General features: G+C 74.6%; 21 protein-coding genes. 9 read left to right on the plus strand and 12 right to left on the minus strand.

Going from position 1 to position 20,644, the window contains the following annotated elements; genetic code table 11:
* The first annotated feature begins 53 nt into the window (after positions 1–53).
* A complete protein-coding gene (locus ACQPX6_RS10690) occupies positions 54–545 on the plus strand; it encodes a beta-class carbonic anhydrase (RefSeq protein WP_433787276.1) in 492 nt (163 codons plus the stop codon).
* Positions 542–1,300: a hypothetical protein gene (locus tag ACQPX6_RS10695; protein WP_433787277.1), complete on the plus strand. Its 759-nt coding sequence runs from the start codon at positions 542–544 to the stop codon at positions 1,298–1,300. The genes ACQPX6_RS10690 and ACQPX6_RS10695 overlap by 4 nt, the downstream gene beginning before the upstream one ends.
* Here the strand turns inward: ACQPX6_RS10695 and ACQPX6_RS10700 are convergent.
* The 3 genes from ACQPX6_RS10700 to ACQPX6_RS10710 form a co-directional block, all read right to left on the minus strand.
* Positions 1,297–2,559: a wax ester/triacylglycerol synthase domain-containing protein gene (locus tag ACQPX6_RS10700; RefSeq protein ID WP_433787278.1), complete on the minus strand. Its 1,263-nt coding sequence runs from the start codon at positions 2,557–2,559 to the stop codon at positions 1,297–1,299. The genes ACQPX6_RS10695 and ACQPX6_RS10700 overlap by 4 nt on opposite strands.
* The gene (locus tag ACQPX6_RS10705) at positions 2,556–3,845 is read right to left on the minus strand and encodes an acetyl-CoA hydrolase/transferase family protein (protein ID WP_433787279.1); all 1,290 of its coding nucleotides are present in this window, start codon (positions 3,843–3,845) and stop codon (positions 2,556–2,558) included. Before ACQPX6_RS10705 ends, ACQPX6_RS10700 begins: the two co-directional genes overlap by 4 nt.
* A 77-nt stretch (positions 3,846–3,922) precedes the next feature.
* A complete protein-coding gene (locus tag ACQPX6_RS10710; RefSeq protein WP_433787280.1) occupies positions 3,923–4,189 on the minus strand; it encodes a hypothetical protein in 267 nt (88 codons plus the stop codon).
* 93 nt (positions 4,190–4,282) lie between these two features.
* Here ACQPX6_RS10710 and ACQPX6_RS10715 point away from each other — a divergent pair, with 93 nt between their 5' ends.
* Positions 4,283–5,548, plus strand: a complete 1,266-nt coding sequence (locus ACQPX6_RS10715; RefSeq protein ID WP_433787281.1) for a winged helix-turn-helix domain-containing protein — start codon at positions 4,283–4,285, stop codon at positions 5,546–5,548.
* On the opposite strand, the gene ACQPX6_RS10720 is transcribed toward ACQPX6_RS10715, so the two are convergent.
* Entirely contained in the window at positions 5,518–6,462 is a 945-nt protein-coding gene (locus tag ACQPX6_RS10720) for a LysR family transcriptional regulator (protein WP_433787282.1), read from the minus strand. The genes ACQPX6_RS10715 and ACQPX6_RS10720 overlap by 31 nt on opposite strands.
* Positions 6,463–6,538: 76 nt before the next feature.
* Between ACQPX6_RS10720 and ACQPX6_RS10725 the strand changes: the two genes are divergently transcribed.
* Genes ACQPX6_RS10725 through ACQPX6_RS10735 form a run of 3 tightly spaced genes read left to right on the plus strand, consistent with a single transcriptional unit; the run spans position 6,539 to position 9,980 of the window.
* Positions 6,539–7,234, plus strand: coding sequence for a succinate dehydrogenase cytochrome b subunit (locus ACQPX6_RS10725; protein WP_433787283.1), 696 nt, complete (start codon positions 6,539–6,541; stop codon positions 7,232–7,234).
* Positions 7,235–7,236: 2 nt separating this feature from the next.
* The gene (locus tag ACQPX6_RS10730; protein ID WP_433787284.1) at positions 7,237–9,213 is read left to right on the plus strand and encodes a fumarate reductase/succinate dehydrogenase flavoprotein subunit; all 1,977 of its coding nucleotides are present in this window, start codon (positions 7,237–7,239) and stop codon (positions 9,211–9,213) included.
* 11 nt (positions 9,214–9,224) lie between these two features.
* Positions 9,225–9,980 (plus strand): succinate dehydrogenase/fumarate reductase iron-sulfur subunit, encoded by a 756-nt coding sequence (locus ACQPX6_RS10735; protein WP_433787285.1) that lies wholly within the window; start codon positions 9,225–9,227, stop codon positions 9,978–9,980.
* Between the two features lie 95 nt (positions 9,981–10,075).
* Here the strand turns inward: ACQPX6_RS10735 and ACQPX6_RS10740 are convergent, their stop codons facing one another.
* Genes ACQPX6_RS10740 through ACQPX6_RS10765 form a run of 6 tightly spaced genes read right to left on the minus strand, consistent with a single transcriptional unit; the run spans position 10,076 to position 16,122 of the window.
* Entirely contained in the window at positions 10,076–11,107 is a 1,032-nt protein-coding gene (locus ACQPX6_RS10740) for an amidohydrolase family protein (protein WP_433787286.1), read from the minus strand.
* Entirely contained in the window at positions 11,104–12,072 is a 969-nt protein-coding gene (locus ACQPX6_RS10745; protein WP_433787287.1) for a fumarylacetoacetate hydrolase family protein, read from the minus strand. The genes ACQPX6_RS10740 and ACQPX6_RS10745 overlap by 4 nt, the downstream gene beginning before the upstream one ends.
* Positions 12,073–12,086: 14 nt before the next feature.
* Entirely contained in the window at positions 12,087–13,022 is a 936-nt protein-coding gene (locus ACQPX6_RS10750; RefSeq protein ID WP_433787288.1) for a VOC family protein, read from the minus strand.
* Between the two features lie 12 nt (positions 13,023–13,034).
* Positions 13,035–14,168, minus strand: a complete 1,134-nt coding sequence (locus ACQPX6_RS10755; protein WP_433787289.1) for an FAD-dependent monooxygenase — start codon at positions 14,166–14,168, stop codon at positions 13,035–13,037.
* An 8-nt stretch (positions 14,169–14,176) separates the two neighbouring features.
* Entirely contained in the window at positions 14,177–15,175 is a 999-nt protein-coding gene (locus ACQPX6_RS10760; RefSeq protein ID WP_433787290.1) for a cyclase family protein, read from the minus strand.
* Positions 15,172–16,122, minus strand: coding sequence for a fumarylacetoacetate hydrolase family protein (locus ACQPX6_RS10765; protein WP_433787291.1), 951 nt, complete (start codon positions 16,120–16,122; stop codon positions 15,172–15,174). The genes ACQPX6_RS10760 and ACQPX6_RS10765 overlap by 4 nt, the downstream gene beginning before the upstream one ends.
* A gap of 143 nt (positions 16,123–16,265) precedes the next feature.
* Between ACQPX6_RS10765 and ACQPX6_RS10770 the strand changes: the two genes are divergently transcribed.
* Positions 16,266–17,228, plus strand: coding sequence for a LysR family transcriptional regulator (locus ACQPX6_RS10770; RefSeq protein WP_433787292.1), 963 nt, complete (start codon positions 16,266–16,268; stop codon positions 17,226–17,228).
* Here ACQPX6_RS10770 and ACQPX6_RS10775 read toward each other — a convergent pair.
* Entirely contained in the window at positions 17,218–18,189 is a 972-nt protein-coding gene (locus ACQPX6_RS10775; RefSeq protein WP_433787293.1) for a DUF4097 family beta strand repeat-containing protein, read from the minus strand. The two genes, ACQPX6_RS10770 and ACQPX6_RS10775, sit on opposite strands and share 11 nt — an antisense overlap.
* Positions 18,186–19,019, minus strand: coding sequence for a hypothetical protein (locus ACQPX6_RS10780; RefSeq protein WP_433787294.1), 834 nt, complete (start codon positions 19,017–19,019; stop codon positions 18,186–18,188). The genes ACQPX6_RS10775 and ACQPX6_RS10780 overlap by 4 nt, the downstream gene beginning before the upstream one ends.
* A gap of 96 nt (positions 19,020–19,115) precedes the next feature.
* Here ACQPX6_RS10780 and thyX point away from each other — a divergent pair, with 96 nt between their 5' ends.
* The gene (gene thyX, locus ACQPX6_RS10785; RefSeq protein WP_433787295.1) at positions 19,116–19,868 is read left to right on the plus strand and encodes an FAD-dependent thymidylate synthase; all 753 of its coding nucleotides are present in this window, start codon (positions 19,116–19,118) and stop codon (positions 19,866–19,868) included.
* Between the two features lie 57 nt (positions 19,869–19,925).
* Complete coding sequence (locus tag ACQPX6_RS10790) at positions 19,926–20,558, plus strand: TIGR03085 family metal-binding protein (protein ID WP_433787296.1); 633 nt, start codon at positions 19,926–19,928, stop codon at positions 20,556–20,558.
* The last annotated feature ends 86 nt before the right edge of the window (positions 20,559–20,644 follow it).

Genomic DNA, 20,644 nt, shown 5'->3' on the forward strand with positions numbered 1-20,644 from the left:
GCGCCGCACCGTCACAGGGGGTACCGGCCCGGCAGGACCACCACGGAGGGCACATGACTGCGACCGACGAGATGCTGGCGGCGAACGCGACCTACGCGCAGGGCTTCGACCGGGCCGGCCTGCCCGGACCGCCCTCGCGCGGCGTCGCGGTCGTGGCCTGCATGGACGCCCGCCTCGACGTCTACCGCGTCCTGGGCCTCGGCGAGGGCGAGGCCCACGTCATCCGCAACGCCGGCGGCGTCGTCACCGACGACGTCCTGCGCTCCCTCGCGGTCAGCCAGCGCAAGCTCGCGACCCGCGAGGTCGTGCTCGTCCACCACACGAAGTGCGGCATGGCGACCTTCACCGACGACGACTTCGTCGCCGAGCTCGAGGCCGACACCGGCCAGCGGCCCAGCTGGGCGCCCGGCACGTTCGCCGACACCGAGCAGGACGTCCGCGACTCCCTCGCCGCCGTGCGTTCCAGCCCGTTCCTGACCCACACCGACGCCGTGCGCGGGTTCGTCTACGACGTCGACACCGGCGCGCTCGCCGAGGTGTCGTGACGCTCGACATCACCGCCGAGCTCGACGTCCCGCACCGCCCGGACCTCGCGCCGGTCGCCCGCCAGCTCGACGCGCTGGCGCCGGTGGCCGCCCGTTTCCTGGTGCCCGACAACGCCACGGCGCGCGCGGCGGTCGCCGGGCTGGTGGTCGCCGCCGAGGTGCGCCGGCGCGACGCCGAGACCGTCGCCGTCCTCAACGCCCGCGACCGCAACACCCTGGGCCTGCGCCGCGACCTGCTCGGGCTGCTGGCCCTCGGGGTGCACGAGGTGCTGCTGCTGCGCGGCGACCGGCCGGAGGAGGACGCGGAGGACGGCCCGCTGACCGTGGGCGCGATGCTGCGCGAGGCCCGCGCGCTGGCCGAGGAGCACGAGGCCACCCTGCGCGTCGGCGTCGTCGCCGCCCCGGGCCGCGACCTCCCGCGCTGGAAGCGCGACGCCGACGTCGTGTGGCTGGCGCCGACGTTCTCGCTGCCCGCGGTCACCGCCTGGCGCGAGCGCCACGCCAACCTGGCCGTGCCCGTGCGCGCCGGCGTCCTCGTGCCCACCGGGCCGCGGATGGCCCGCGGGGTCGCGGAGGGCATGGACCTCGACCTCCCCGACGGTCTCGTCGAGGCCCTCGGCGAGGACGACACCGCCGGTGTGGACGCGGCGTGCGAGCACGCGCTGGCGCTGCGCGACGCCGGGGTCGACGGCATCCACCTCGTGGCCGTCAGCCGCTACCGCGAGGTGGCGCAGCGGCTCGCCGGGCTCGTCTAGCGCGTCGTCGCCACCAGCAGGTCCGCCTCGGCGCGCAGGCCGTCGGCGAGCACGTCGACGTCGGGGACCAGGCCCGGGTCGACGCACACCCCGAACGAGAGCACGTCGACCATCGACGCCGCCGTGATCCGCAGCGCGTGGTGGGCGCCGATCTCGGCCAGCGGCCAGGTCGCGCGGGCGCGACGGCCCAGCACCGCGACGGGGGAGCGGGGGCCGGGGACGTTGGAGACGCTGACCGTGAACGCCCGGGCGGTGGACCGCAGCCGGTCGCAGACGTGCCGCAGCGGCGGCGAGACCTCCGCGACGCGGTGCAGGAGGTCGTCCAGCAGCGCCGCGTCGCGCGCGTCCTTGCGGCAGGTCGTCAGGTCGTGGACCGCGCGCAGGCGCTCGACGGGGTCGGTGACGTGCACCGGCAGCGGCAGGTCGAACGCCGAGTCCCGGTTGCCCGCCGACGGGTCCTCGCGGGGCAGGCTCACGGGGACGCGCACCCGCAGGTCCGTCACCGCCCCGGCGTGGTGGTCGACCCAGCGCCGCAGCCCGCCCGCCAGCACGGCGAGGAACGCGTCGTTGACGGTCGCCCCGACGGCGTGCGCGGCGGCGTGCAGGGCGGGGAGGTCGACGTCGAGGAACGCGACGGCCCGCCGGGTGGAGATCGCGCCGTCGAAGGGCGAGCGGGACGGCCCCACGGTGAACTCGCGCCGGATGACGCCCAGCAGGTGCTCGCGGCGCCGCCGGTGGTCGGCCTCGACGGTGGCGGGCGGGGACACCGACGGGCCGGTGGCGGGCCGGCCCGCCTCGTCGGCCGGGCCCTCGTCGTAGAGCACCGTGTGCGACAGGCGGGTCATCGTGGCGCCGTCGGCGAGGGCGTGGTGGACCCGCCACAGCAGGGCCGTGCCGCCGGCGGCCAGCGGCGCCACGTCGATGGCCCAGAGGGGCCGGTCGCGGGGGAGGTGCCGGGCGAACCGGTCGGCCACCAGCGCGCACAGCGCCCCGTGGTCCCGGGGCCCGCCGGGGGCGTCGACCACGTGCTCGTCGAGGTCCAGCTCTTCGTCGGGGACCCAGGTGGGGAGCGCGGGCGTGCCGGCGAGGCGGTAGCGCAGCTCGGGCGCGGCGGGCAGGCGGTCCGCGAGCCGTTCGCGCATCTCCGCGGCCGTCACCGCAGGACCGTCGAGCACGGCCATGTGCAGCACGTGCCCGACGACCGTGGCGCACTCGAGGTCGAGGATCGCGCGGTCCTCGTCGCTCAGCGGGATGCTCACAGGTACCCCATCGCCCGGCCCTGCGCGGTCAGGTCGTCGCGGAAGTCCGGGTGCGCGATCGCGATGAGGCGGCTCGTGCGCTCGGCGATCGTCGCGCCGCGCAGCTCGGCGACCCCGTACTCGGTGACGACGTGGTCGACGATGTTCTTGAACGTCGTCACCGCGGCGCCCGGGTGCAGCTGCGGCACGATCCGCGACACCGTGTCGTCGTGGGTGGCCGAGTGCAGGCAGATGAACGCCGCGCCGTGCTCGGACATGATCGCCCCGCGCGCGAAGTCCGGCTGGCCGCCGGACGACGAGAAGTACTGACTGCCCAGCGACTCCGCGGCGCACTGCCCGAGGAAGTCGACCTCGAGGGCCGCGTTTACCGCGCGGAACAGCGGTTCGCGGGCGATGTTCCACGGGTCGTTGGTGTAGTCCACGGGGTGGAACTCGACCCCGGGGTTGTCGGCGACGAAGTCGTGGAGGGACGCGTCGCCCATCGCCGACGTGGTGATGATCTTTCCGCGGTGCGTGGCCTTCCGGGTGCCGGTGACGACGCCCCGGTCCACGAGATCGACGAAGCCGGTGCCGAACACCTCGCTGTGCACGCCCAGCTCGCGGTGGTCGCCGAGGGCGGCGAGCACCATGTCCGGGACCGCGCCGATGCCGGCCTGGAGGGTGGCGCCGTCCGGGATGCGGTCGGCGACGAGCTCGGCGATCGTGCGGTCGCGCGCGGTGGGCACGGGAGGCGGCGCCAGGACGAGGGGCCGATCGGCCTCGCACCAGCCGACGATGTCGCTGATGTGGAGCTGGTTGCCGCCGTAGGTGCGCGGCATCTGCGCGTTGACCTCGACGAAGAACGGGAGCTCACCGATGAACGCCGCGGTGTGGGTGGCCACGGTGCCCAGCGAGAAGTAGCCGTGGCGGTCGGGCGGCGACACGGACGCGACGACCAGGTCTGGGCGCACCGAGCGGCGCAGCAGGCGCGGCACGTCGCTGAAGTTGTTGGGCACTAGGTCGCAGTGCCCGGCGTGGAACGCCTCGCGCGTCGCGGGGGACAGGAACCACGAGACGTGGCGCAGGCCCGGGATCCTGCCCTCGATCGACGGCCGTGTCCGGGGCGCGAGCATCTCGTGGAGGCGGACGTCGGTCAGCCGGTCGCCGGCCGCCTCGAGGGCGTCGATCACCGTCTGCGGCTCCCCGTTGTACCCGTTGACGACGATCTGCGACCCCGGCCCGACGTGCTCGAGGACGGCGTCGGCGGGGCGCCGCGCGGCGGCGATCATGTCGGTCACGGGGGCCACGGGGGAGATCCTGGTGCCCGGCGCCGCCGCTGACCAGCACGGTCGCCGTCCGCGCCCGCCCGGTCACGCGGGGTGGATCAGGCCGGGCGAGGCAACGGCAGCGCCGGCGGCTCGTCGTCGGCGAGCCGCACCTGCCGGGCCGGGTGCTCGACGAGCGCCAGCACCCGGGACGACATGAACCGCGCGGTGCGCACCGGCGTCCCGCCGCGCGTCACCTCGCTGACCTCCACCACGCCCCGGCCGTGCGCGACGTCCACGCGCCGTCCGGCCTTCGTGGCCTCGACCTCCCACGTCCGCGTCGCGCCCCCGGCGTCGACGACGATCTCCACACGGTCCCCGACCATGGGTCCTCCTCATGCTGTTTACCCTGGTCAACGCCCGTGTGGCCCCGTTTCTTCCCCCCGTGGCACCCGGCGCTGTCGGGGGGCTGCGGCATCATGCGCAGCGTGGAGACGATGTCCGCGGCCCAGGCGCGCCGGGCCGCCGTCGCGGCCCAGGGCCTCGCCGGCCCCGCCCGCCGCGGGCCGCCCGCGCGCGCCACGCTCGCGGCCACCGTGCGCCGGCTCGGGCTGCTCCAGCTCGACTCGGTCAACGTCGCCGTGCGCGCGCACTACACGCCGGTGTTCTCCCGCCTCGGCGGCTACGACCGTGACGCCCTCGACGCGCTCGCCTGGCCCCGCACGGCCGCGGAGCGCCGGCGCCGCACGATGGTCGAGTACTGGGTGCACGAGGCGAGCCTGCTGCCGGTGGAGGACTGGCCGCTGTTCCGCTGGCGCATGCGCGACAACGCCGCCCGTGGCAACCGCTGGCTCGGCAACGCGCTCGACCACCGCCCCGACGTCCTCGACGCCGTGCAGGAGGCGATCGCGGCGCACGGCCCGCTCGAGGCCTCGGAGATCGAGCGGGTCCTCGGCGACGGCGGCGACCGGCGCGCCCGCGCCCACGGCGGCTGGTGGACGCGCTCGGACGTCAAGGTGGCGTGCGAGCACCTCTTCGCCACCGGCGAGCTCACCACCGGCACGCGCCGCGGCTTCCGGCGCGCGTACGAGCTGCCCGAGCGCGTGCTGCCGCCCGAGGTGCTCGCCCGCGAGCCGGCGCGCGACGAGGCGATGCGGACGCTGGTGGGCCGGGCCGCGACGGCGCTGGGCGTCGCCACCGAGCCCGACCTGCGCGACTACCACCGCCTGCCGCCCGCGGAGTCGCAGGCCGCGGTGGCCGAGCTCGTCGACGCCGGCGAGCTGGAGCCGGTGGCCGTGGAGGGCTGGACGGCGCCCGCCTACCTCGCGCCCGGCGCGCGGCTGCCCCGGCGCGTCACGGGCCGCGCGCTGCTGGCGCCGTTCGACCCGCTGATCTGGTTCCGCGCCCGCACCCTGCGGCTGTTCGCCTTCCACTACCGCATCGGCATCTACACGCCCGCCGAGAAGCGCACCCACGGCTACTACGTCTTCCCGTTCCTGCTCGACGGGCGGCTCGTGGCGCGGGTCGACCTCAAGGCCGACCGGGTCGCCGGCGTGCTGCGCGTGCCCGGGGCGTACGCCGAGGACGTGCCGGACGGCCCCGACGAGGCCCGCGTCGCGGCCGAGCTGGCCGCCGAGCTGGCGGCCATGGCGGCGTGGCTCGGCCTGGCGGGCGTCGTCGTCGAGGGCCCGGGCGACCACGCCACGGCGCTGGCTCAGGCGGTCAAGGTCGGGGGGTGGACGTAGCGCACGCCCGGGGGCAGGTGCCCCGTGCGGGAGGTGCGGGCCAGCACGCTCAGGAGGTCCTCGCGGAACGCCTGGGCGGCGCGGGTGGGGGCGACGTCGGTGCGGTGGGCCAGCGAGATCGTCCGGTGGCTCCAGGCCCCGCCGTCGAGGCGGGTCGCCCGCAGCGTCGGGTGCCCGGCGAGCACGAGGCTGGGCACGATCGCCACGCCCAGCCCGCGCTCGACCATGCGCAGCACCGCGTCCATCTCCCCGCCCTCCACGGCGATCCGCGGCGTCACGCCGGCCGCGGCGCACGCCGCGAGCGTCACCTCGCGCAGCTCGTAGCCGGGGCGGTTGACCACCAGCGGGTGCGCGGCGAGCTCGGCGACGCCGATGTGGTCGCCGAGGTCCGGCCACCCCCGCGCCGCGACCACGACGAGCTCCTCGCGCAGCACCGGCGTCAGCGCGAGGTCGCGCACCGTCTCGCCGCGGTCGATCACCAGCGCGAGGTCGAGCTGGCCACGCTGGAGGTCGGCGACGAGGTCCTGCGAGCCGCCCTCGGCGATCTGCAGGGCGATGCCGGGGTAGCGGCCGTGGAACACCTCGAGCACGTCGGCCACCACGCTGACGCACAGGCTCGGGGTGGCCCCGAGTCGCAGCCGCCCGCGGCGCAGCCCGGCGAGCTCGGCGATCTCCAGCCGTGCCGTCTCGGAGTCGGCGACGATCCGGCGCGCCAGCGGCAGGAGCGCCTCACCGGCCGCCGTCGGTGTGACGTTGTCGTGACCGCGCGTGAGCAAGGTCTCGCCGAGGTCCTCCTCGAGCGTCCGGATCTGCTTGCTCAAGGTCGGCTGCGCGATCCGGCACAGGGCCGCTGCCTGCGTGAACCGGCCGGTGTCCACCACAGCGAGGAAATAGCTGAGCTGTTTGATGGTCATCGCCATAGCTCGAAGCTATGCCATCCCCGTCTTGCATGCATTAGCGCTCAGCGGGTCCTCGACTTACCGTTCTCACGTGGTCATCACCCCGCAGCGCAACATCGTCTCGAGGACGTGGGGCACCTCGGTCGGCAAGAAGTCGGTCATCGCCGTCACCGGGGTCATCTTCCTGCTCTACGTCACCGCCCACATGCTCGGCAACCTGAAGGTCTTCTTCGGGATCGAGTCCTTCGACACGTACGCCCAGCACCTGCGCGAGATCGGCGAGGCGATCGTCGGTTACGAGGGCGTCCTGTGGATCGTGCGCGTCGTGCTGCTGTCCAGCCTCGTGCTGCACATGTGGGCGGCCTTCTCGCTCTGGTACAAGGCGAAGAAGGCCCGACCGGTGGGCTACCAGCACCGCCAGCGCTGGGAGGGCAGCTACGCCGCCCGCACGATGCGCTGGGGCGGGGTGATCATCGCCCTGTTCGTCGTCTGGCACATCCTCGACCTGACGACCGGCTCGGTGAACCCGCTGCCCGGTGACGCCAGCGCCTACATGAAGCTCGTCGCGAGCTTCGACCGCTGGTACGTCTCGCTCTTCTACATCCTGGCGGTCGTCGCGCTGGGCTTCCACATCCGGCACGGCCTCTGGTCGGCCATCCAGACCTTCGGCGCCAACAGCGCCATGAAGCAGAACGCGCTCAAGACTCTGGCCTTCGTCGTGGCGGCAGTGATCACGATCGGTTTCGCGATCGTCCCGCTGGCCGTGATGACCGGTCTGGTGAGGTGACCATGTCTGAACTGCAGCAAGAGCCCACCGCCGTCCAGGGCGAGGGACGTTACGTCCTCGGCGACCCCATCGCCGACACGCGCGCCCCGGACAGCCCCATCGCCGACCGGTGGGCCGACCGCAAGTTCTCGGCGAAGCTGGTCAACCCGGCCAACCGCCGCAAGATGAGCGTCATCGTCGTGGGCACCGGCCTGGCCGGTGGTGCGGCCGCGGCCACGCTCGGCGAGGCCGGCTACCACGTCAAGTCGTTCTGCTACCAGGACAGCCCCCGGCGCGCGCACTCGATCGCCGCGCAGGGCGGCATCAACGCCGCCAAGAACTACCGCTACGACGGCGACTCGGTGCACCGGCTGTTCTACGACACGGTCAAGGGCGGCGACTTCCGCTCGCGCGAGTCGAACGTGCACCGCCTGGCCGAGGTCAGCCTCAACATCATCGACCAGTGCGTCGCGCAGGGCGTGCCCTTCGCCCGCGAGTACTCGGGCCTGCTCGACACGCGCTCGTTCGGCGGGACGCAGGTCTCGCGCACCTTCTACGCCCGCGGGCAGACGGGCCAGCAGCTGCTGCTGGGCGCCTACCAGGCTCTCGAGCGCCAGGTGCACGCCGGCACCGTCGAGGTCCACCCGCGCACCGAGATGCTCGACCTCATCGTCGTGGACGGGAAGGCGCGCGGAATCGTCACGCGCGACCTGTTCACCGGGCGGCTCGACACGCACCTCGCCGACGTCGTCATCCTGTGCTCGGGCGGCTACGGCAACGTCTACTACCTCTCGACCAACGCCAAGGGCTCCAACGTCACGGCCGCCTGGCGGGCGCACAAGCGCGGCGCGCTGTTCGCCAACCCCTGCTACACCCAGATCCACCCGACCTGCATCCCGGTCAGCGGCGAGTACCAGTCGAAGCTGACCCTGATGTCGGAGTCGCTGCGCAACGACGGGCGCGTGTGGGTGCCCAAGGAGCGCGGCGACGACCGGAACCCGAACGACATCCCCGAGGACGAGCGCGACTACTACCTGGAGCGCCAGTACCCGGCGTTCGGCAACCTGGTGCCGCGCGACATCGCCTCCCGTGCCGCCAAGAACATGTGCGACGCCGGGCACGGCGTCGGCCCCGGCGGACTGGGCGTGTACCTGGACTTCTCGGCCGCCATCGAGCGTCTCGGCCGCCCGGCGGTCGAGGCCAAGTACGGCAACCTGTTCGAGATGTACGAGCGCATCACCGGGGACGACCCGTACGAGGTCCCGATGCGCATCTACCCGGCCATCCACTACACGATGGGCGGGCTGTGGGTCGACTACGACCTGCGCTCGACGATCCCGGGCCTGTTCGTGGGCGGGGAGGCCAACTTCTCCGACCACGGTGCCAACCGCCTCGGCGCCTCGGCGCTGATGCAGGGCCTCTCCGACGGCTACTTCGTGCTGCCCACCACCGTGGCCGACTACCTGGCCGCCGGCCCGTTCGACGAGGTCCCGGAGGACCACCCGGCCGTCCAGGAGGCCGTCGAGGCGTCGCGCGCGCGGCTCGACAAGCTCCTGTCCGCCAACGGCCACCGCACCGTCGACTCGTTCCACCGCGAGCTGGGCCAGCTCGTGTGGGACCAGTGCGGCATGGCCCGGAGCAAGGAGGGCCTGGAGAAGGCGCTCGACCGGATCCCCTCGCTGCGCGCCGAGTTCTGGCGCGACGTGAAGATCGTCGGCACCGGTGACGGGTTCAACCAGTCGCTCGAGAAGGCCAACCGGGTCGCGGACTTCATCGAGCTCGCGGAGCTCATGTGCCTCGACGCGCTGCACCGCGAGGAGTCCTGCGGCGGGCACTTCCGCGTCGAGCACCAGACCGAGGACGGCGAGGCGCAGCGCGACGACGAGAACTTCTCGTACGTCGCGGCGTGGGAGTACGCCGGCGACAACCAGCGGCCGGTACTGCACAAGGAGGACCTCGAGTTCTCCTACGTGCACCCGACCCAGCGCAGCTACAAGTAGCGGAGTCACACGTGAAGCTCACCCTGCGCATCTGGCGGCAGGCCTCGCCCGAGGCCAAGGGCAAGATGCAGAAGTACACCCTCGACGACGTCGAGCCCGACATGTCCTTCCTCGAGATGCTCGACGTGCTCAACGAGAAGCTCGTCATCGACGGCAAGGACCCGGTGTCGTTCGACCACGACTGCCGTGAGGGCATCTGCGGGTCGTGCGGCATGGTCATCAACGGCAACGCCCACGGGCCGCAGCAGTACACGACGACGTGCCAGCTGCACATGCGGCACTTCAACGACGGCGACACGATCGACATCGAGCCCTGGCGGGCCCGGGCGTTCCCGGTGGTCAAGGACCTCGTCGTCGACCGCAGCGCGCTCGACGAGATCATCAAGTCGGGCGGCTACATCTCGGTCAACACCGGCTCGGCGCCCGAGGCGCACGCGATCCCGGTGGACAAGGTCTCCGCCGACGACGCGTTCGACGCGGCGACCTGCATCGGGTGCGGCGCCTGCGTCGCGGCCTGCCCCAACGGCAGCTCGATGCTGTTCACCGCGGCCAAGGTGACCCACCTGGGCCTGCTCCCGCAGGGGCAGCCGGAGCGTCAGAGCCGCGCGGTCAACATGCTCACGCGGCAGGACGAGCTGGACTTCGGCGGCTGCACCAACGTCGGGGCGTGCCACGAGGTGTGCCCGAAGGGCATCCCGCTGGCGACGATCGCCCAGCTCAACCACGACGTCCTCGGCGCCACCCTCACCGGAGCGCGCTCCGACTAGTCTGTCGCGCCAAGGAGATCCGCGCGTCAGCGCTCCTGCGTCGCGCTGGCGTGCGATCTCCGGCGCGCTCCGGTGGTGACCGGAGTCGTGCGGCCTCAGGGTGCTGACGTCCGGGCGGGGGCGAGCAGGGACGCGGCGGCGCCGGAGCGGATCGCGGTGGCCTCCGCGGGGTCGAGGCCCGCAGCGTCGAGGCGGTCGAGCGGGTCGGTGACACCCATGTCGAAGGGGTAGTCGGTGCCGATCGCGACGCGGTCGGCGCCGGCGACGGCCACGAGGTGGCGCAGCGCCTCGGGCGTGTACACCAGCGCGTCGAACCACAGCCGCCGCAGCGCGGTGCTCGGCGGGGCGGCGGCCGCGCGGTCGCCGGGGCGGGCGTGCCAGGCGTGGTCCTGGCGCGCCGTGCCGTACGGGAAGAACCCGCCGCCGTGCGCGGCCAGCACCCGGGCGCCCGGGGAGGCGTCGAGCACCCCGGACGCGACGAGCCGGGAGAGCGCCACCGTGGTCTCGACGGGGTTGCCCACGGCGTTCGACAGGTAGCCGACGTCGAGACGCTCGCCGAGCGTGCAGCCCCACGGGTGGACGAACACGACCGCCTCGAGCTCCGAGGCCGCCGCCCAGAACGCCGCCAGCGCCGGGTCGTCGAGCTCGCGGCGCACGCCGTCGGGGCCCGTGACGTACGTCGACACCTCGACCCCGCGCAGGCCCGCGCCCACCGCGGCGCGCAGGACGTCGACGGCGAGGTCGGGGTGCTGCAGGGGCGCGGTGCCGAGCCCGACCAGCCGCCCGGGAGCCGCGGCGCAGTGCGCGAGCACGCCGTCGTTCACCGCCGCCGCGTATCGGGCCGCGAGGTCGCGCTCTGCCCACGCGTGGTGGATCGGCATGGGGCTGACCAGCTGGACGTCCATCCCGGCCGCGTCCATCGCCGCCAGCCGGGCGTCCACCGACGTCAGGGCCGGTCCCAGCCCCCCGATCTGCTCGCGGTTGACCCGCGACGACGCCGGGCCCGCCGCCCGGGCCTCGTCGGCGCGGGCCGCGGCGAGCGCGGGCTCCTCGGCGACCAGGCCCTCGGCCGCGGGGACCAGGACGTGGGCGTGGACGTCGACGGTCGGGTCGGCGGGGTCGATCATGCGTGCTCCCGGTGGTGCGGACGGGTGCGGGGGCGCGGGCGGGCGCCGGGGATCGCGACGGGCGCCACACCGGCGACGATGCGGCTCGCGAGCGTGCCGATGCCCTCGACCTCCAGGGCCACGACGTCGCCCGGGGCCAGCGGCGGCAGGTCCTCGCGCGAGGTCCCGCGGCCCCACAGCTCGCCCAGACAGCCGCCGTGCCCGCAGGTCCCGGAGCCCAGGACGTCGCCGGGACGCACCTCGGTGCCGCGCGAGGCGTAGGCCACGAGGTCGCCGAAGGGCCAGCCCATGTTCGACAGCAGGTCCTCGCCCACCACGCGCCCGTTGACCGCCGCGGTGAGCGCCAGGTCGAGGAAGCCCTCGGCGTCCGGGGAGAACGCGTCGGCCGTCACGAGCCAGGGCCCGAGCGTCGTCGCGGTGTCCTTGCCCTTCGCCGGGCCCAGGCCGACCTGCATCTCGCGGGCCTGCACGTCGCGGGCCGACCAGTCGTTGAGGATCGTCAGCCCCGCGACGTGGGCCCACCCCTCCCCCGGGGCGACGTCGCGCCCGGTCCGCCCGATCACCGCGGCCACCTCGAGCTCGAAGTCGAGCACGGCGCAGCCCGGCGGCACGGGGACGTCGTCGGCGGGCCCGAGCGTCGCGTAGGGGTTGGAGAAGTAGAACGTGGGCGCGTCGTACCAGGCCTCGGGGAGGCCGGCGAGGTTCCGCATGCCCTCGACGTGCTCCTCGAACGCCACGAAGTCCCGCACGGTCGGCGGCTCCAGCGGGGCGAGCAGGCGGACGTCGGCGAGGGGGAGCGGCCGGGCGCGCCGCGCGTCGCGCCCGGCCGCGGTCAGGTCGCCCGCGCGCAGCAGCTCGAGCAGGGTCACCGGCCGGTCGAGCAGGTGCACCCGCTCGTCACCGGGGTCGCCCTCGACGAGGCCGACGCGGGGCCCGTCGTCGGTGGCGACGGTCGCGAGACGCATCAGACGGCCACCTCTCACACCGGGGGCGCGACGAAGACGCCGCGGTCGGGGTCGTTGAACGACTTCTTGGCGACGAACTCGCTCATCGGGTTCGCGGTGCCCCACTGGTCGGAGACCATCGGGTCGCTGATGTCGTGCAGGCTCGGGTGCCAGGTGTCCTCGTCGAGGCACTCCAGCTCCGTCGTGTACTCGACGGTGTTGCCCTGGGGGTCGAGGAAGTAGGAGAACGTGTTGTTCCCGGCCATGTGCCGGCCCGGGCCCCACACCTTCTCGACGCCGGCGCGCAGCAGCCGGCCGGTGCCGCGCATGTACTCGTCGATGCCGCGCATCTCGAACGACGCGTGGTGCAGCGACACGTGCGGGCAGCGCGCGATGGCCAGCGAGTGGTGCTGGGGGTTGCAGCGCAGGAAGTACATCATCTCGCCCATGTGCGGGGAGGTGAGCGTGTCGGAGAGCTTGAAGTCGAGGTGGCGGTCGTACCAGGCCAGCAGCGCCTCGGGCTGCGTGGAGTTGATGACGACGTGGGAGAGCTTCACCGGCACCGACTCGCCCTCCTCGATCTTGCGGTGCGCGCGCACCGCGACGTCGGAGGACACCTCGATCGTGCGGCCCTCGAGGTCGAAGAACCGGAAGCCGTAGCCGCCGCCGGGGGTCTGCAGCTTGTCGGGGGTGCTGACGAGCGTGACGCCCTCGCGCCCCAGCTTCTCGGCCAGGGCGTCGACGTCGGCGGCCGTCTCGGCGCCGAACGCGATGAGGTCGACGCGCTTCTCGGCGTCGGCGCGCAGCCGCACCTGGTACTGCTCCGGCGAGCCCTCGGCGGCGAGGAACGCGATGCCGGTGTCGGTGGTCTCCGGGGACAGCTTCCAGAGGTCGGTGTAGAAGGCGAGCTGGGTGTCGAAGTCGGGCACGGCGAGGTCGACGTGCCGCAGGTGGGTGATCAGGCGGTCCATGGCTCTGGCTCCTCAGGGGCGCTGGGTCAGGAGGGCGGCGGTGCGGCCCAGGAGGCCGGGCACGTCGGCGGTGCCACCGGCCTGCGGCGGCGGCTCGTGGGTCAGCAGCCACCGCGCGAGCTGCACGGAGCCGTCGACGACGGTGCGGGCGCGCGGCAGGCGGCGCTCGACGTAGGCGGTCAGTGCGGTCTCGACGTCGTCGGCGGCCAGCAGCTCGTCGGCGAGCACCGTGGCGTCCTCGAGGGCCTGTGCGCAGCCCTGGGCCAGGGTGGGCGGGCAGGAGTGCGCGGCGTCCCCGGCGAGCACGAGACGCCCGCGATGCCACGGCGCCGCGACGACGTGCGACTCGAAGTGGGTGTAGTTGGTGGGGGCGCCGTCGGCCATCCGCTCGCGGATGTCGACCCACGGTCCGCCGTACTGCCCGGCCAGCGCACGCATCGTGGCCAGCTGCTCCTCGGGGGAGAGGCCGGTGCGGTCCTGGGCGTCCTCGACCAGGTAGGCGTAGATGCTGTCCTCGCCGGTGGGGCAGTAGCCGGCGATGTAGGCGGCGCCTCCGTAGGTGAGGTCGGTGCGCTCGATGCTCTCCGGGCGCGTCGTGAGCACCCGCCAGATGCCCATGCCGACGGGGTCGACGGCGGCCGGGATGCCGGCGAGCTCGCGGACCCGGGACCGCACGCCGTCGGCGCCCACCACGAGGTCGTAGAGGCCCGACGAGCCGTCGGAGAACGCGACATCGCCGTCGGGGGAGACGCTGGTGACCGTGGTCGCAAGGCGGACCTTCACCCCGTCGGCGACGGCGCGGTCGAGCAGCAGCCGCGCGAGCTCGGGCCGCGGCACGCCCACCGTCGCCGGGAGGTCGTCGCCGCCCATGCGGACGTCGCGCATCTCCACGAGGACCGTGCCGTCGGGGGCGCGGAGACCCGTGACGTCGAAGGCGTACCCCGCGGCCAGGACCTCGTCGTAGACACCGAGGTCGCGCAGGACGCGCAGGGCGTTGCCCTGCAGCGTGAGGCCTGAGCCGACGCTCGTGACGTCGGGCTTGATCTCCACGAGGTCGACGGCGACCCCGGCGCGGGCGAGCAGCATGGCGGTGGCGCAGCCGGCGGCACCACCGCCGACGACCAGGACGTCCTGCACGGCGGGCATCAGCTCTCCTACTTGACGGCGATGGGGTTGACCGGCGAGCCGACGGCGCCGGTGATGCGCAGCGGGGCGGCGGTGAGGAAGAAGTCGTGAATGTGGTCGGCGGCGCAGTCGTCGGCGAGCGCGTCGAGGTCCCACATCTCACCGAGGAACAGGCCCAGGTGCGGGATGGCGATCTGGTGCAGCGGCTGGAACGCGTCGTCGAACTCGTTGGGCCGCACCTCGACGCCCCACGTGTCCGTGGCGACCGCGGCGATGCCGGTGTCGTGCAGCCAGTCGGCGGTGGTGAACGAGAGCCCGGGTGCGGGCCCGCCGGCGTAGCCGCCCCAGCCCTCGCGGCGGGTGCGGGCGTACTGCCCGGTGCGCACGCAGACGAGGTCGCCCTCGCCGACCGCGACGCCGTGCGCGGCGTGCGTGGCCTCGAGGTCGTCGGCGGTGATCGGGTACGCGTCGGGCAGCTCGCCGCGCTCGTCGCCGAGCACCCGGCCGACGTCCAGCAGCACCCCGCGCCCGGCGAGGTGCGCGGCGGCGGTCTCGATGCCGGTGACGCGGTCGCCCGCGCTGGTCACGACGTCGGCGGCGGCGCGGCCGTTCCAGGCCCGGCCGTGGTCGAAGATGTGGCCCAGCCCGTCCCACTGCGTCGAGCACTGCAGCGGCATCGCGATCACGTCGTCGGCGCCGCCGAGGCCGTGCGGGAACTCGCCGTCGAGGGCCTCGCGGCCGGTGTCGAGCATGGTGTGCACGGGGTTGGTCCGCCGGCGCCAACCGCGCTGCGGGCCCTCGGCGTCGAACGGCTGCGACAGCGAGAACGCCACCCCGCGCCGCACGCACGCCGCGCCCTCGAGGCGCTTGGCGGCGGTGAGCAGGTTGAGCGAGCCGAGCACGTCGTCGGCACCCCAGCGGCCCCAGCGGGACACGCGGGCGGCGACGGCGGCGATCGCGTCCTCGGGCTTCGCGGGGTCGAAGCCGGCGGCCCGGAGCGCGGTGGTGTCGGTGACGGGGGCGCTCACCGCTCGGCCACCACGCGGGTCTGCTGGGCGCCGAGGCCGGTGATCGTCCCGTGCATGACGTCGCCGTCGCGCAGCAGGCGGCCGTGGGCCATGCCGTTGCCGGCGGGGCTGCCGGTGAGCACGACGTCGCCGGGGCGCAGTGGCGTGATCTCCGAGGCCGCGGCCACGAGGCTGGCGACGTCGAAGAGCATGTCCTTCGTGGTCTCGTCCTGCATGACGGCGACGTCCAGGCGCAGCGTGATCCGCAGGTCCGACGGGTCGACGTCGCGGGCGGGCACCAGCCACGGACCCAGCGGGGTGAACCCGGGGCCGTTCTTGGCGCGGAACCAGTCGGTGCCGATCTCGGGCATGTCGCGGCGGAACACCTGGTCGCGGGCGGTGAGGTCGTTGGCGATCGTGTAGCCCGCGACGTGGTCGAGGGCGTGCTCGCGGTCGACGCGGAACGCCTCGCGACCGATGACCGCGGCCAGCTCGAGCTCCCAGTCGAACTGCGTGGTCCAGGAGGGGATGACGACGTCGTCGTAGGGCCCGGTGACGGCCGACGGCAGGCCCACGAACAGGTACGGCGTCCCGTCGGCGGCCCGGCGGTCCATCATCTCCGCGACCTCGGCCCGGATCTCGGCGTCGGGCCGGGTGCCGCGCTCGGCGTGGTGGGCGGCGGCGAGGTCGATGACGTGCGTGCGGTAGTTCGCGCCGGACTGGAGGATCTGGCCCGGCTCCAGCGGCGCGTGCACCGCGAGCTGGTCCAACGGGGTGCCGGGCCGGTCGGCCAGGGCGTCCAGCTGCGGCAGGACGCGGTCCCAGTCGGCGAGCAGCGCCCGGGTCGTCACCGGCCCGTCGACGACACCCGTGTCGGTGAGGTCGACGACGGTGTCGCCGTCGGTCACCAGGCCCGCGAACCGGCGGCCGTCCCCGCCCGAGAACGTGCCCAGTCTGATCCCGACCATCCGGTCCTCCGCGACGTCGTCGATGGGCTCGCCGACCACGATGGGGGCGCGGGTGGGGGAGCCGGAAGGCCGAACCGCTGATGACCGGCATCGGCGGGGGTGATGGGCGAGCACCGGCGCGGCGCATCCGGTATCCCTACGGCATGAGCGAGGGCGCGGGCGGGGTGCGGCGACCGGTCCGGCTCGTCAACCTGGACCTCAACCTGCTGCTCTCGCTGCGGGCGCTGCTCACCGAGCGGAACGTGACGCGCGCGGCCGCCGCGCTCGGGCTCTCCCAGCCGGCCGTGTCCGCCGCGCTGGCCCGGCTGCGCCGCCACTTCGGCGACGACCTGCTGGTGCGTGTCGGGAACCGCTACGAGCTCACGCCGCTGGCGCTGCGGCTGGTGGAGCGCACCGAGCGGGCGGTCGGCGGGATCGAGGAGGTCTTCTCCGCGGCGCCCGACTTCGACCCCGTCTCGACCGCGCGCGAGTTCACCCTGCTCGTCTCCGACTACGCGACGAGCGTGCTCGGCGTCCCGCTCGCCGCCGCCATGGCCGCCCGCGCGCCCTGCGCCCGGCTGGTGCTGCGCCCGCACAGCCCCGACGACGTGGTCGGCGCGGCGGAGCGCCTGCGCCCGGTCGACGGGATGGTCATGCCGCACGGGTTCATCGACGAGATGCCCTACCTCGACCTCTACGAGGACCGCTGGGTGGTGCTCGCGGCGACGGGCAACACGCGGGTCGGCGAGGCCGTCACGCTCGACGACCTCGCCGCGCTGCCGTGGGTGACGATCTACCACCGGCCGACCGCGTTCACCCCCGCCAACCTCCAGCTGCGCACCCTCGGCATCGAGCCGCGCGCCCAGGTGGTCGTCGAGTCCTTCCTGCCGGTGCCCGAGCTCGTCGCCGGCACCGAGCGCGTGGCCCTGGTCCAGGCCCGGCTCGCCGCGCGGCTGGGCCCCGACCCCGGCGTGCGGGTGCTGGCCGCGCCGTTCGACGTCGGGCCCCTGCTCGAGGCGCTGTGGTGGCACCCGGTGCACGACACGGACCCCGCGCACACCTGGTTCCGGGGCCTCGTCGCAGAGGTCGCGGCGGGGCTGCCCGGAGCGGGTGCGCTCAAGGACTGAGGGCCGGCCGCGGGCGCGCCGGGGCGACGGTGACGTCGCCCGCGCCGGTGCGGGCCCGCACGTGCAGCGGCCGGTCGCCGGTGCCCTCGGTGGCGTCTCCGGCGGGCCGGCTCTCGTGCACCGGCAGCTCGCTGTGCACGCGGCCCACGGCGGTGCGCAGCTCCACCCGCGCGTCGACGCCCGGGTGGACGCCGACCCAGACCGTGCCGACCCCGGTACCGATCTCGAGGTCCCCGGAGACGGCGTCGGCGACCTCGACGTCGCCCGCGGCGGCGCGCACCGCCACGTCGGCGCGCACCTCGCCGAGCCGGATGCGCCCGGCGCCGGTGGTGATCTCGACGGGCGCGAGCACGCGGTCGAGGCGCACCCCGCCCGCGCCGCCCTTCAGGGTCAGCCGCCCGCCCAGGGTCCGGACGTGCACCTCGCCGGCGCCGCAGCGCAGGTCGGCGCGGCGCGTGACCTCGTCGAGCGTGACCTCGCCGGTACCGCGCACCGCGACCTCGGCCGCCGAGCCCTCGACGACGACCCGGGCGGCGCCGGCCCGCACGGTCACCTCGCTGCCCTCGGGGGCGCGGACGGTGATCGCCAGCGGCACCCCGCGCAGGGCGAGGTCCCCCGGCCCGCGGACGGTGAGGCGGCGGGCGTCGGCGTCCCAGTCGAGCGTGGTGGCCGCGACGGCGGCCTCCGCGCGCTCCTCGGGCGACGACGCGCCCCGCTCGCTGCCGCCGAGGAGGCCGAGCAGGCCGGACATCCCGGCGAGCCCGACCAGCCCCTGCAGACCCTGCAGCCACCCGGGCGGCGCGTCGGGGTCGAGTTCGACGCGCGCCCGGACGGTGGTGGTGTCGGTGATGTCGGCTGCCTGTTCCGCCAGGTGCACGCGCACCGAGCCCGCGTCGAGCGCGAGGTCGAGGGTGGCCGGGCCCGCGCCCGTGCCGGTGACCTCGCGTCCCGGGGCGGTCATCCCCGGACCCAGCCGTCGACGCCGCCGCCGTCGGGGCCGTCGTCGCCCGGCTTGGCGGTGCCGGTCTCGTCGGTGCCGGGCTTGTCGGTGCCCGGGGTGCTGTCGGTCGGGGTCGTGGGGCCGGTGGACGAGCCACCGTCACGGGCCGCGCGGCCCGCGTCCCAGCCCGAGTCCCAGCTCCCGCCGGTCCCACCGGTGTCGCCGGTGTCCGGGCCGGCGTCGCCGCCGGAGGCCCAGCCGCCCCAGCCACCGCGCCCGCCGTGCTGGCGCAGCGCCCCCTGGACGGCCTGGCCGATCCAGGAGTTCAGCGACATGCCCTGGGCCGCGGCCGCGCGCTCGGCCTGGCCCTTGATCTGGTCGACGAGGCGCAGCGTCATCCGCGAGATGTCGCCGACGTCGGGGCCGCCGCGGCCACCGAAGCCCTGCCCGCCGCCGAAGGCGCCCCAGGGTCCCTCGCCGCCCCCCGGGAAGCCGGGTCCGGGCGGGGGCGGCGGCGTGGAGCGGTGCGGCCCGCCCGCGCCGCCCGCCGGGGCACCCGCGAACGGCGAGGACGCCGGGCCGGCGAAGAAACCGCCGTCGTCGGACGTGGGCTCGCGATCGACGACCACCTTGACCTCGCGGCCGGAGAGCCGCAGGGAGACCGAGCGGTCGCCGAGGGCCTCGGTGACCTCGCCGGCCAGGTCGGAGAGGGCGTTCATCATCGCCAGGCGAACGGCCGGCTCGAGGGCGGCGGCGAGCGAGGTGCCCGCCCGGGAGGTCGCCTCGTCGCCGACCGCGGCGGCCGCGGCGAGGTCGTCGCGCAGGGCGGAGACGTACGGTGTCAGGTCCATGACACCACTGTGACACCACGACGGCGCTTCGTGCCACCAATTCGACATCATCAGCTGTCGGCGAACGCCGTCGGGGGCGTGTCGTACCGTGGCCCGGTGCCGGAAACCGTGACGCCGCAGGTGACGCTGATCGCCAAGACGGAGTTCTTCGCGCCGCCCGGGGTGCCGTGGGAGACCGACGCCGACGGTGGGCAGGCGCTCGCTGAGTTCGCCGGCCGGGCCTGCTACCAGTCCTGGACCAAGCCGAACCCGGCGACGGCCACCAACGCGGGCTACCTGCAGCACATCCTCGAGGTCGGTCACCTGTCGGTGCTCGAGCACGGCACGGTCAGCTTCTACCTCACCGGCATGTCGCGCAGCCTCACCCACGAGCTCATCCGGCACCGGCACTTCTCCTACTCCCAGCTCTCCCAGCGCTACGTCCCCGAGCGGGACGCGGCGATGGTGGAGCCGGCGGTCATCGCGGAGGACCCGGAGCTGCACCAGCTCTTCGCCGAGGCGGGCGCCGCCGCGCTGGCCTCGTACGAGAAGCTGCTGGCGGGCCTCGAGGAGCGCTTCGCCGACGAGCCCAACCGCACGCTGCGCCGCAAGCAGGCCCGCCAGGCCGCGCGCGCGGTGCTGCCCAACGCCACCGAGACGCGCATCGTGGTGACGGGCAACTACCGGGCCTGGCGGCACTTCATCGCCATGCGCGCCAGCGAGCACGCCGACGTCGAGATCCGCGACCTCGCGATCGCCTGCCTCAAGGTGCTCCAGGTCGAGGTGCCCAACGTCTTCGCCGATTTCGTGATCTCGGAGCTGCCCGGCGGCTCCGAGGTCGCGTCCAGCCCCTTCGTCGCCGAGGGCTGATCCACCTGGGCGCACCCCCGAGGGGTGTGCCCGACGGCGTGCGGGTAGGGAGACCCCATGACTGCCGCACAGATCGCCGACGCCGAGCGTCGCGATCTCGCCGACCTGTTCCTGCGCCTGGGCCCGGACGAGCCCACGCTGTGCGGGGACTGGTCGACGCGCGACCTGGTCGCCCACCTGATCGTCCGCGAGCGCCGGCTCGACGCGGCGCCCGGCATCCTCATCCCGCCGCTGGCGGGCTGGACGCAGCGCGTGCAGGACCAGGTGGCGGGCGGCGACTTCGGTGAGCTGGTGGGCACGCTGCGCACCGGCCCCCCGTTCTGGAGCCCGCTGGCGCTGCCGCCGCTGCGCGCCGTCGACGTCCAGGAGTACTTCATCCACCACGAGGACGTGCGCCGCGCCCAGTCCGGCTGGTCGCCGCGGCCGCCCGACGAGGCCCGCGACCGCGTGCTGTGGCGCATGGCCGGCCTGCTCGGGCGGCTCACCTACCGCTCCAGCCCGGTGGCCGTGACGCTGCGGCGCCCGGACGGCACCGAGACGGCCGTGCGTTCGGGCCCGCGGACGGTCATCCTCACGGGGGAGCCGGGTGAGCTGCTGCTGCACGCGGCGGGCCGCGACGAGTGCGTCGTGCACCCCGAGGGCGAGCCCGCCGACGTTGCCGCGGTGATGGCGCTCGACCGCGGTCTGTAGACCCAGCACCGCCGGGCGGCACCTCGCCCGGCTGCCCGTACCAGGAGGAACCGATCACCACCCGCCTGCCGCGTCTCCACCCGGGG

The organism is Actinomycetospora sp. CA-101289, from assembly GCF_050955895.1.
Classification (GTDB): Bacteria; Actinomycetota; Actinomycetes; order Mycobacteriales; family Pseudonocardiaceae; genus Actinomycetospora.

Bases quoted from the DNA above. Each gene is read 5' to 3' on its own strand.
- ACQPX6_RS10765 (WP_433787291.1), bottom strand. From the start codon at position 16,122: ATGGTCGGGATCAGACTGGGCACGTTCTCGGGCGGGGACGGCCGCCGG.
- ACQPX6_RS10775 (WP_433787293.1), bottom strand. From the start codon at position 18,189: ATGACCGCCCCGGGACGCGAGGTCACCGGCACGGGCGCGGGCCCGGCC.
- ACQPX6_RS10740 (WP_433787286.1), bottom strand. From the start codon at position 11,107: ATGATCGACCCCGCCGACCCGACCGTCGACGTCCACGCCCACGTCCTG.
- ACQPX6_RS10730 (WP_433787284.1), top strand. From the start codon at position 7,237: ATGTCTGAACTGCAGCAAGAGCCCACCGCCGTCCAGGGCGAGGGACGT.
- ACQPX6_RS10745 (WP_433787287.1), bottom strand. From the start codon at position 12,072: ATGCGTCTCGCGACCGTCGCCACCGACGACGGGCCCCGCGTCGGCCTC.
- ACQPX6_RS10770 (WP_433787292.1), top strand. From the start codon at position 16,266: ATGAGCGAGGGCGCGGGCGGGGTGCGGCGACCGGTCCGGCTCGTCAAC.
- ACQPX6_RS10750 (WP_433787288.1), bottom strand. From the start codon at position 13,022: ATGGACCGCCTGATCACCCACCTGCGGCACGTCGACCTCGCCGTGCCC.
- ACQPX6_RS10720 (WP_433787282.1), bottom strand. From the start codon at position 6,462: ATGACCATCAAACAGCTCAGCTATTTCCTCGCTGTGGTGGACACCGGC.
- ACQPX6_RS10755 (WP_433787289.1), bottom strand. From the start codon at position 14,168: ATGCCCGCCGTGCAGGACGTCCTGGTCGTCGGCGGTGGTGCCGCCGGC.
- ACQPX6_RS10780 (WP_433787294.1), bottom strand. From the start codon at position 19,019: ATGGACCTGACACCGTACGTCTCCGCCCTGCGCGACGACCTCGCCGCG.
- ACQPX6_RS10690 (WP_433787276.1), top strand. From the start codon at position 54: ATGACTGCGACCGACGAGATGCTGGCGGCGAACGCGACCTACGCGCAG.
- ACQPX6_RS10790 (WP_433787296.1), top strand. From the start codon at position 19,926: ATGACTGCCGCACAGATCGCCGACGCCGAGCGTCGCGATCTCGCCGAC.
- ACQPX6_RS10715 (WP_433787281.1), top strand. From the start codon at position 4,283: ATGCGCAGCGTGGAGACGATGTCCGCGGCCCAGGCGCGCCGGGCCGCC.
- ACQPX6_RS10710 (WP_433787280.1), bottom strand. From the start codon at position 4,189: ATGGTCGGGGACCGTGTGGAGATCGTCGTCGACGCCGGGGGCGCGACG.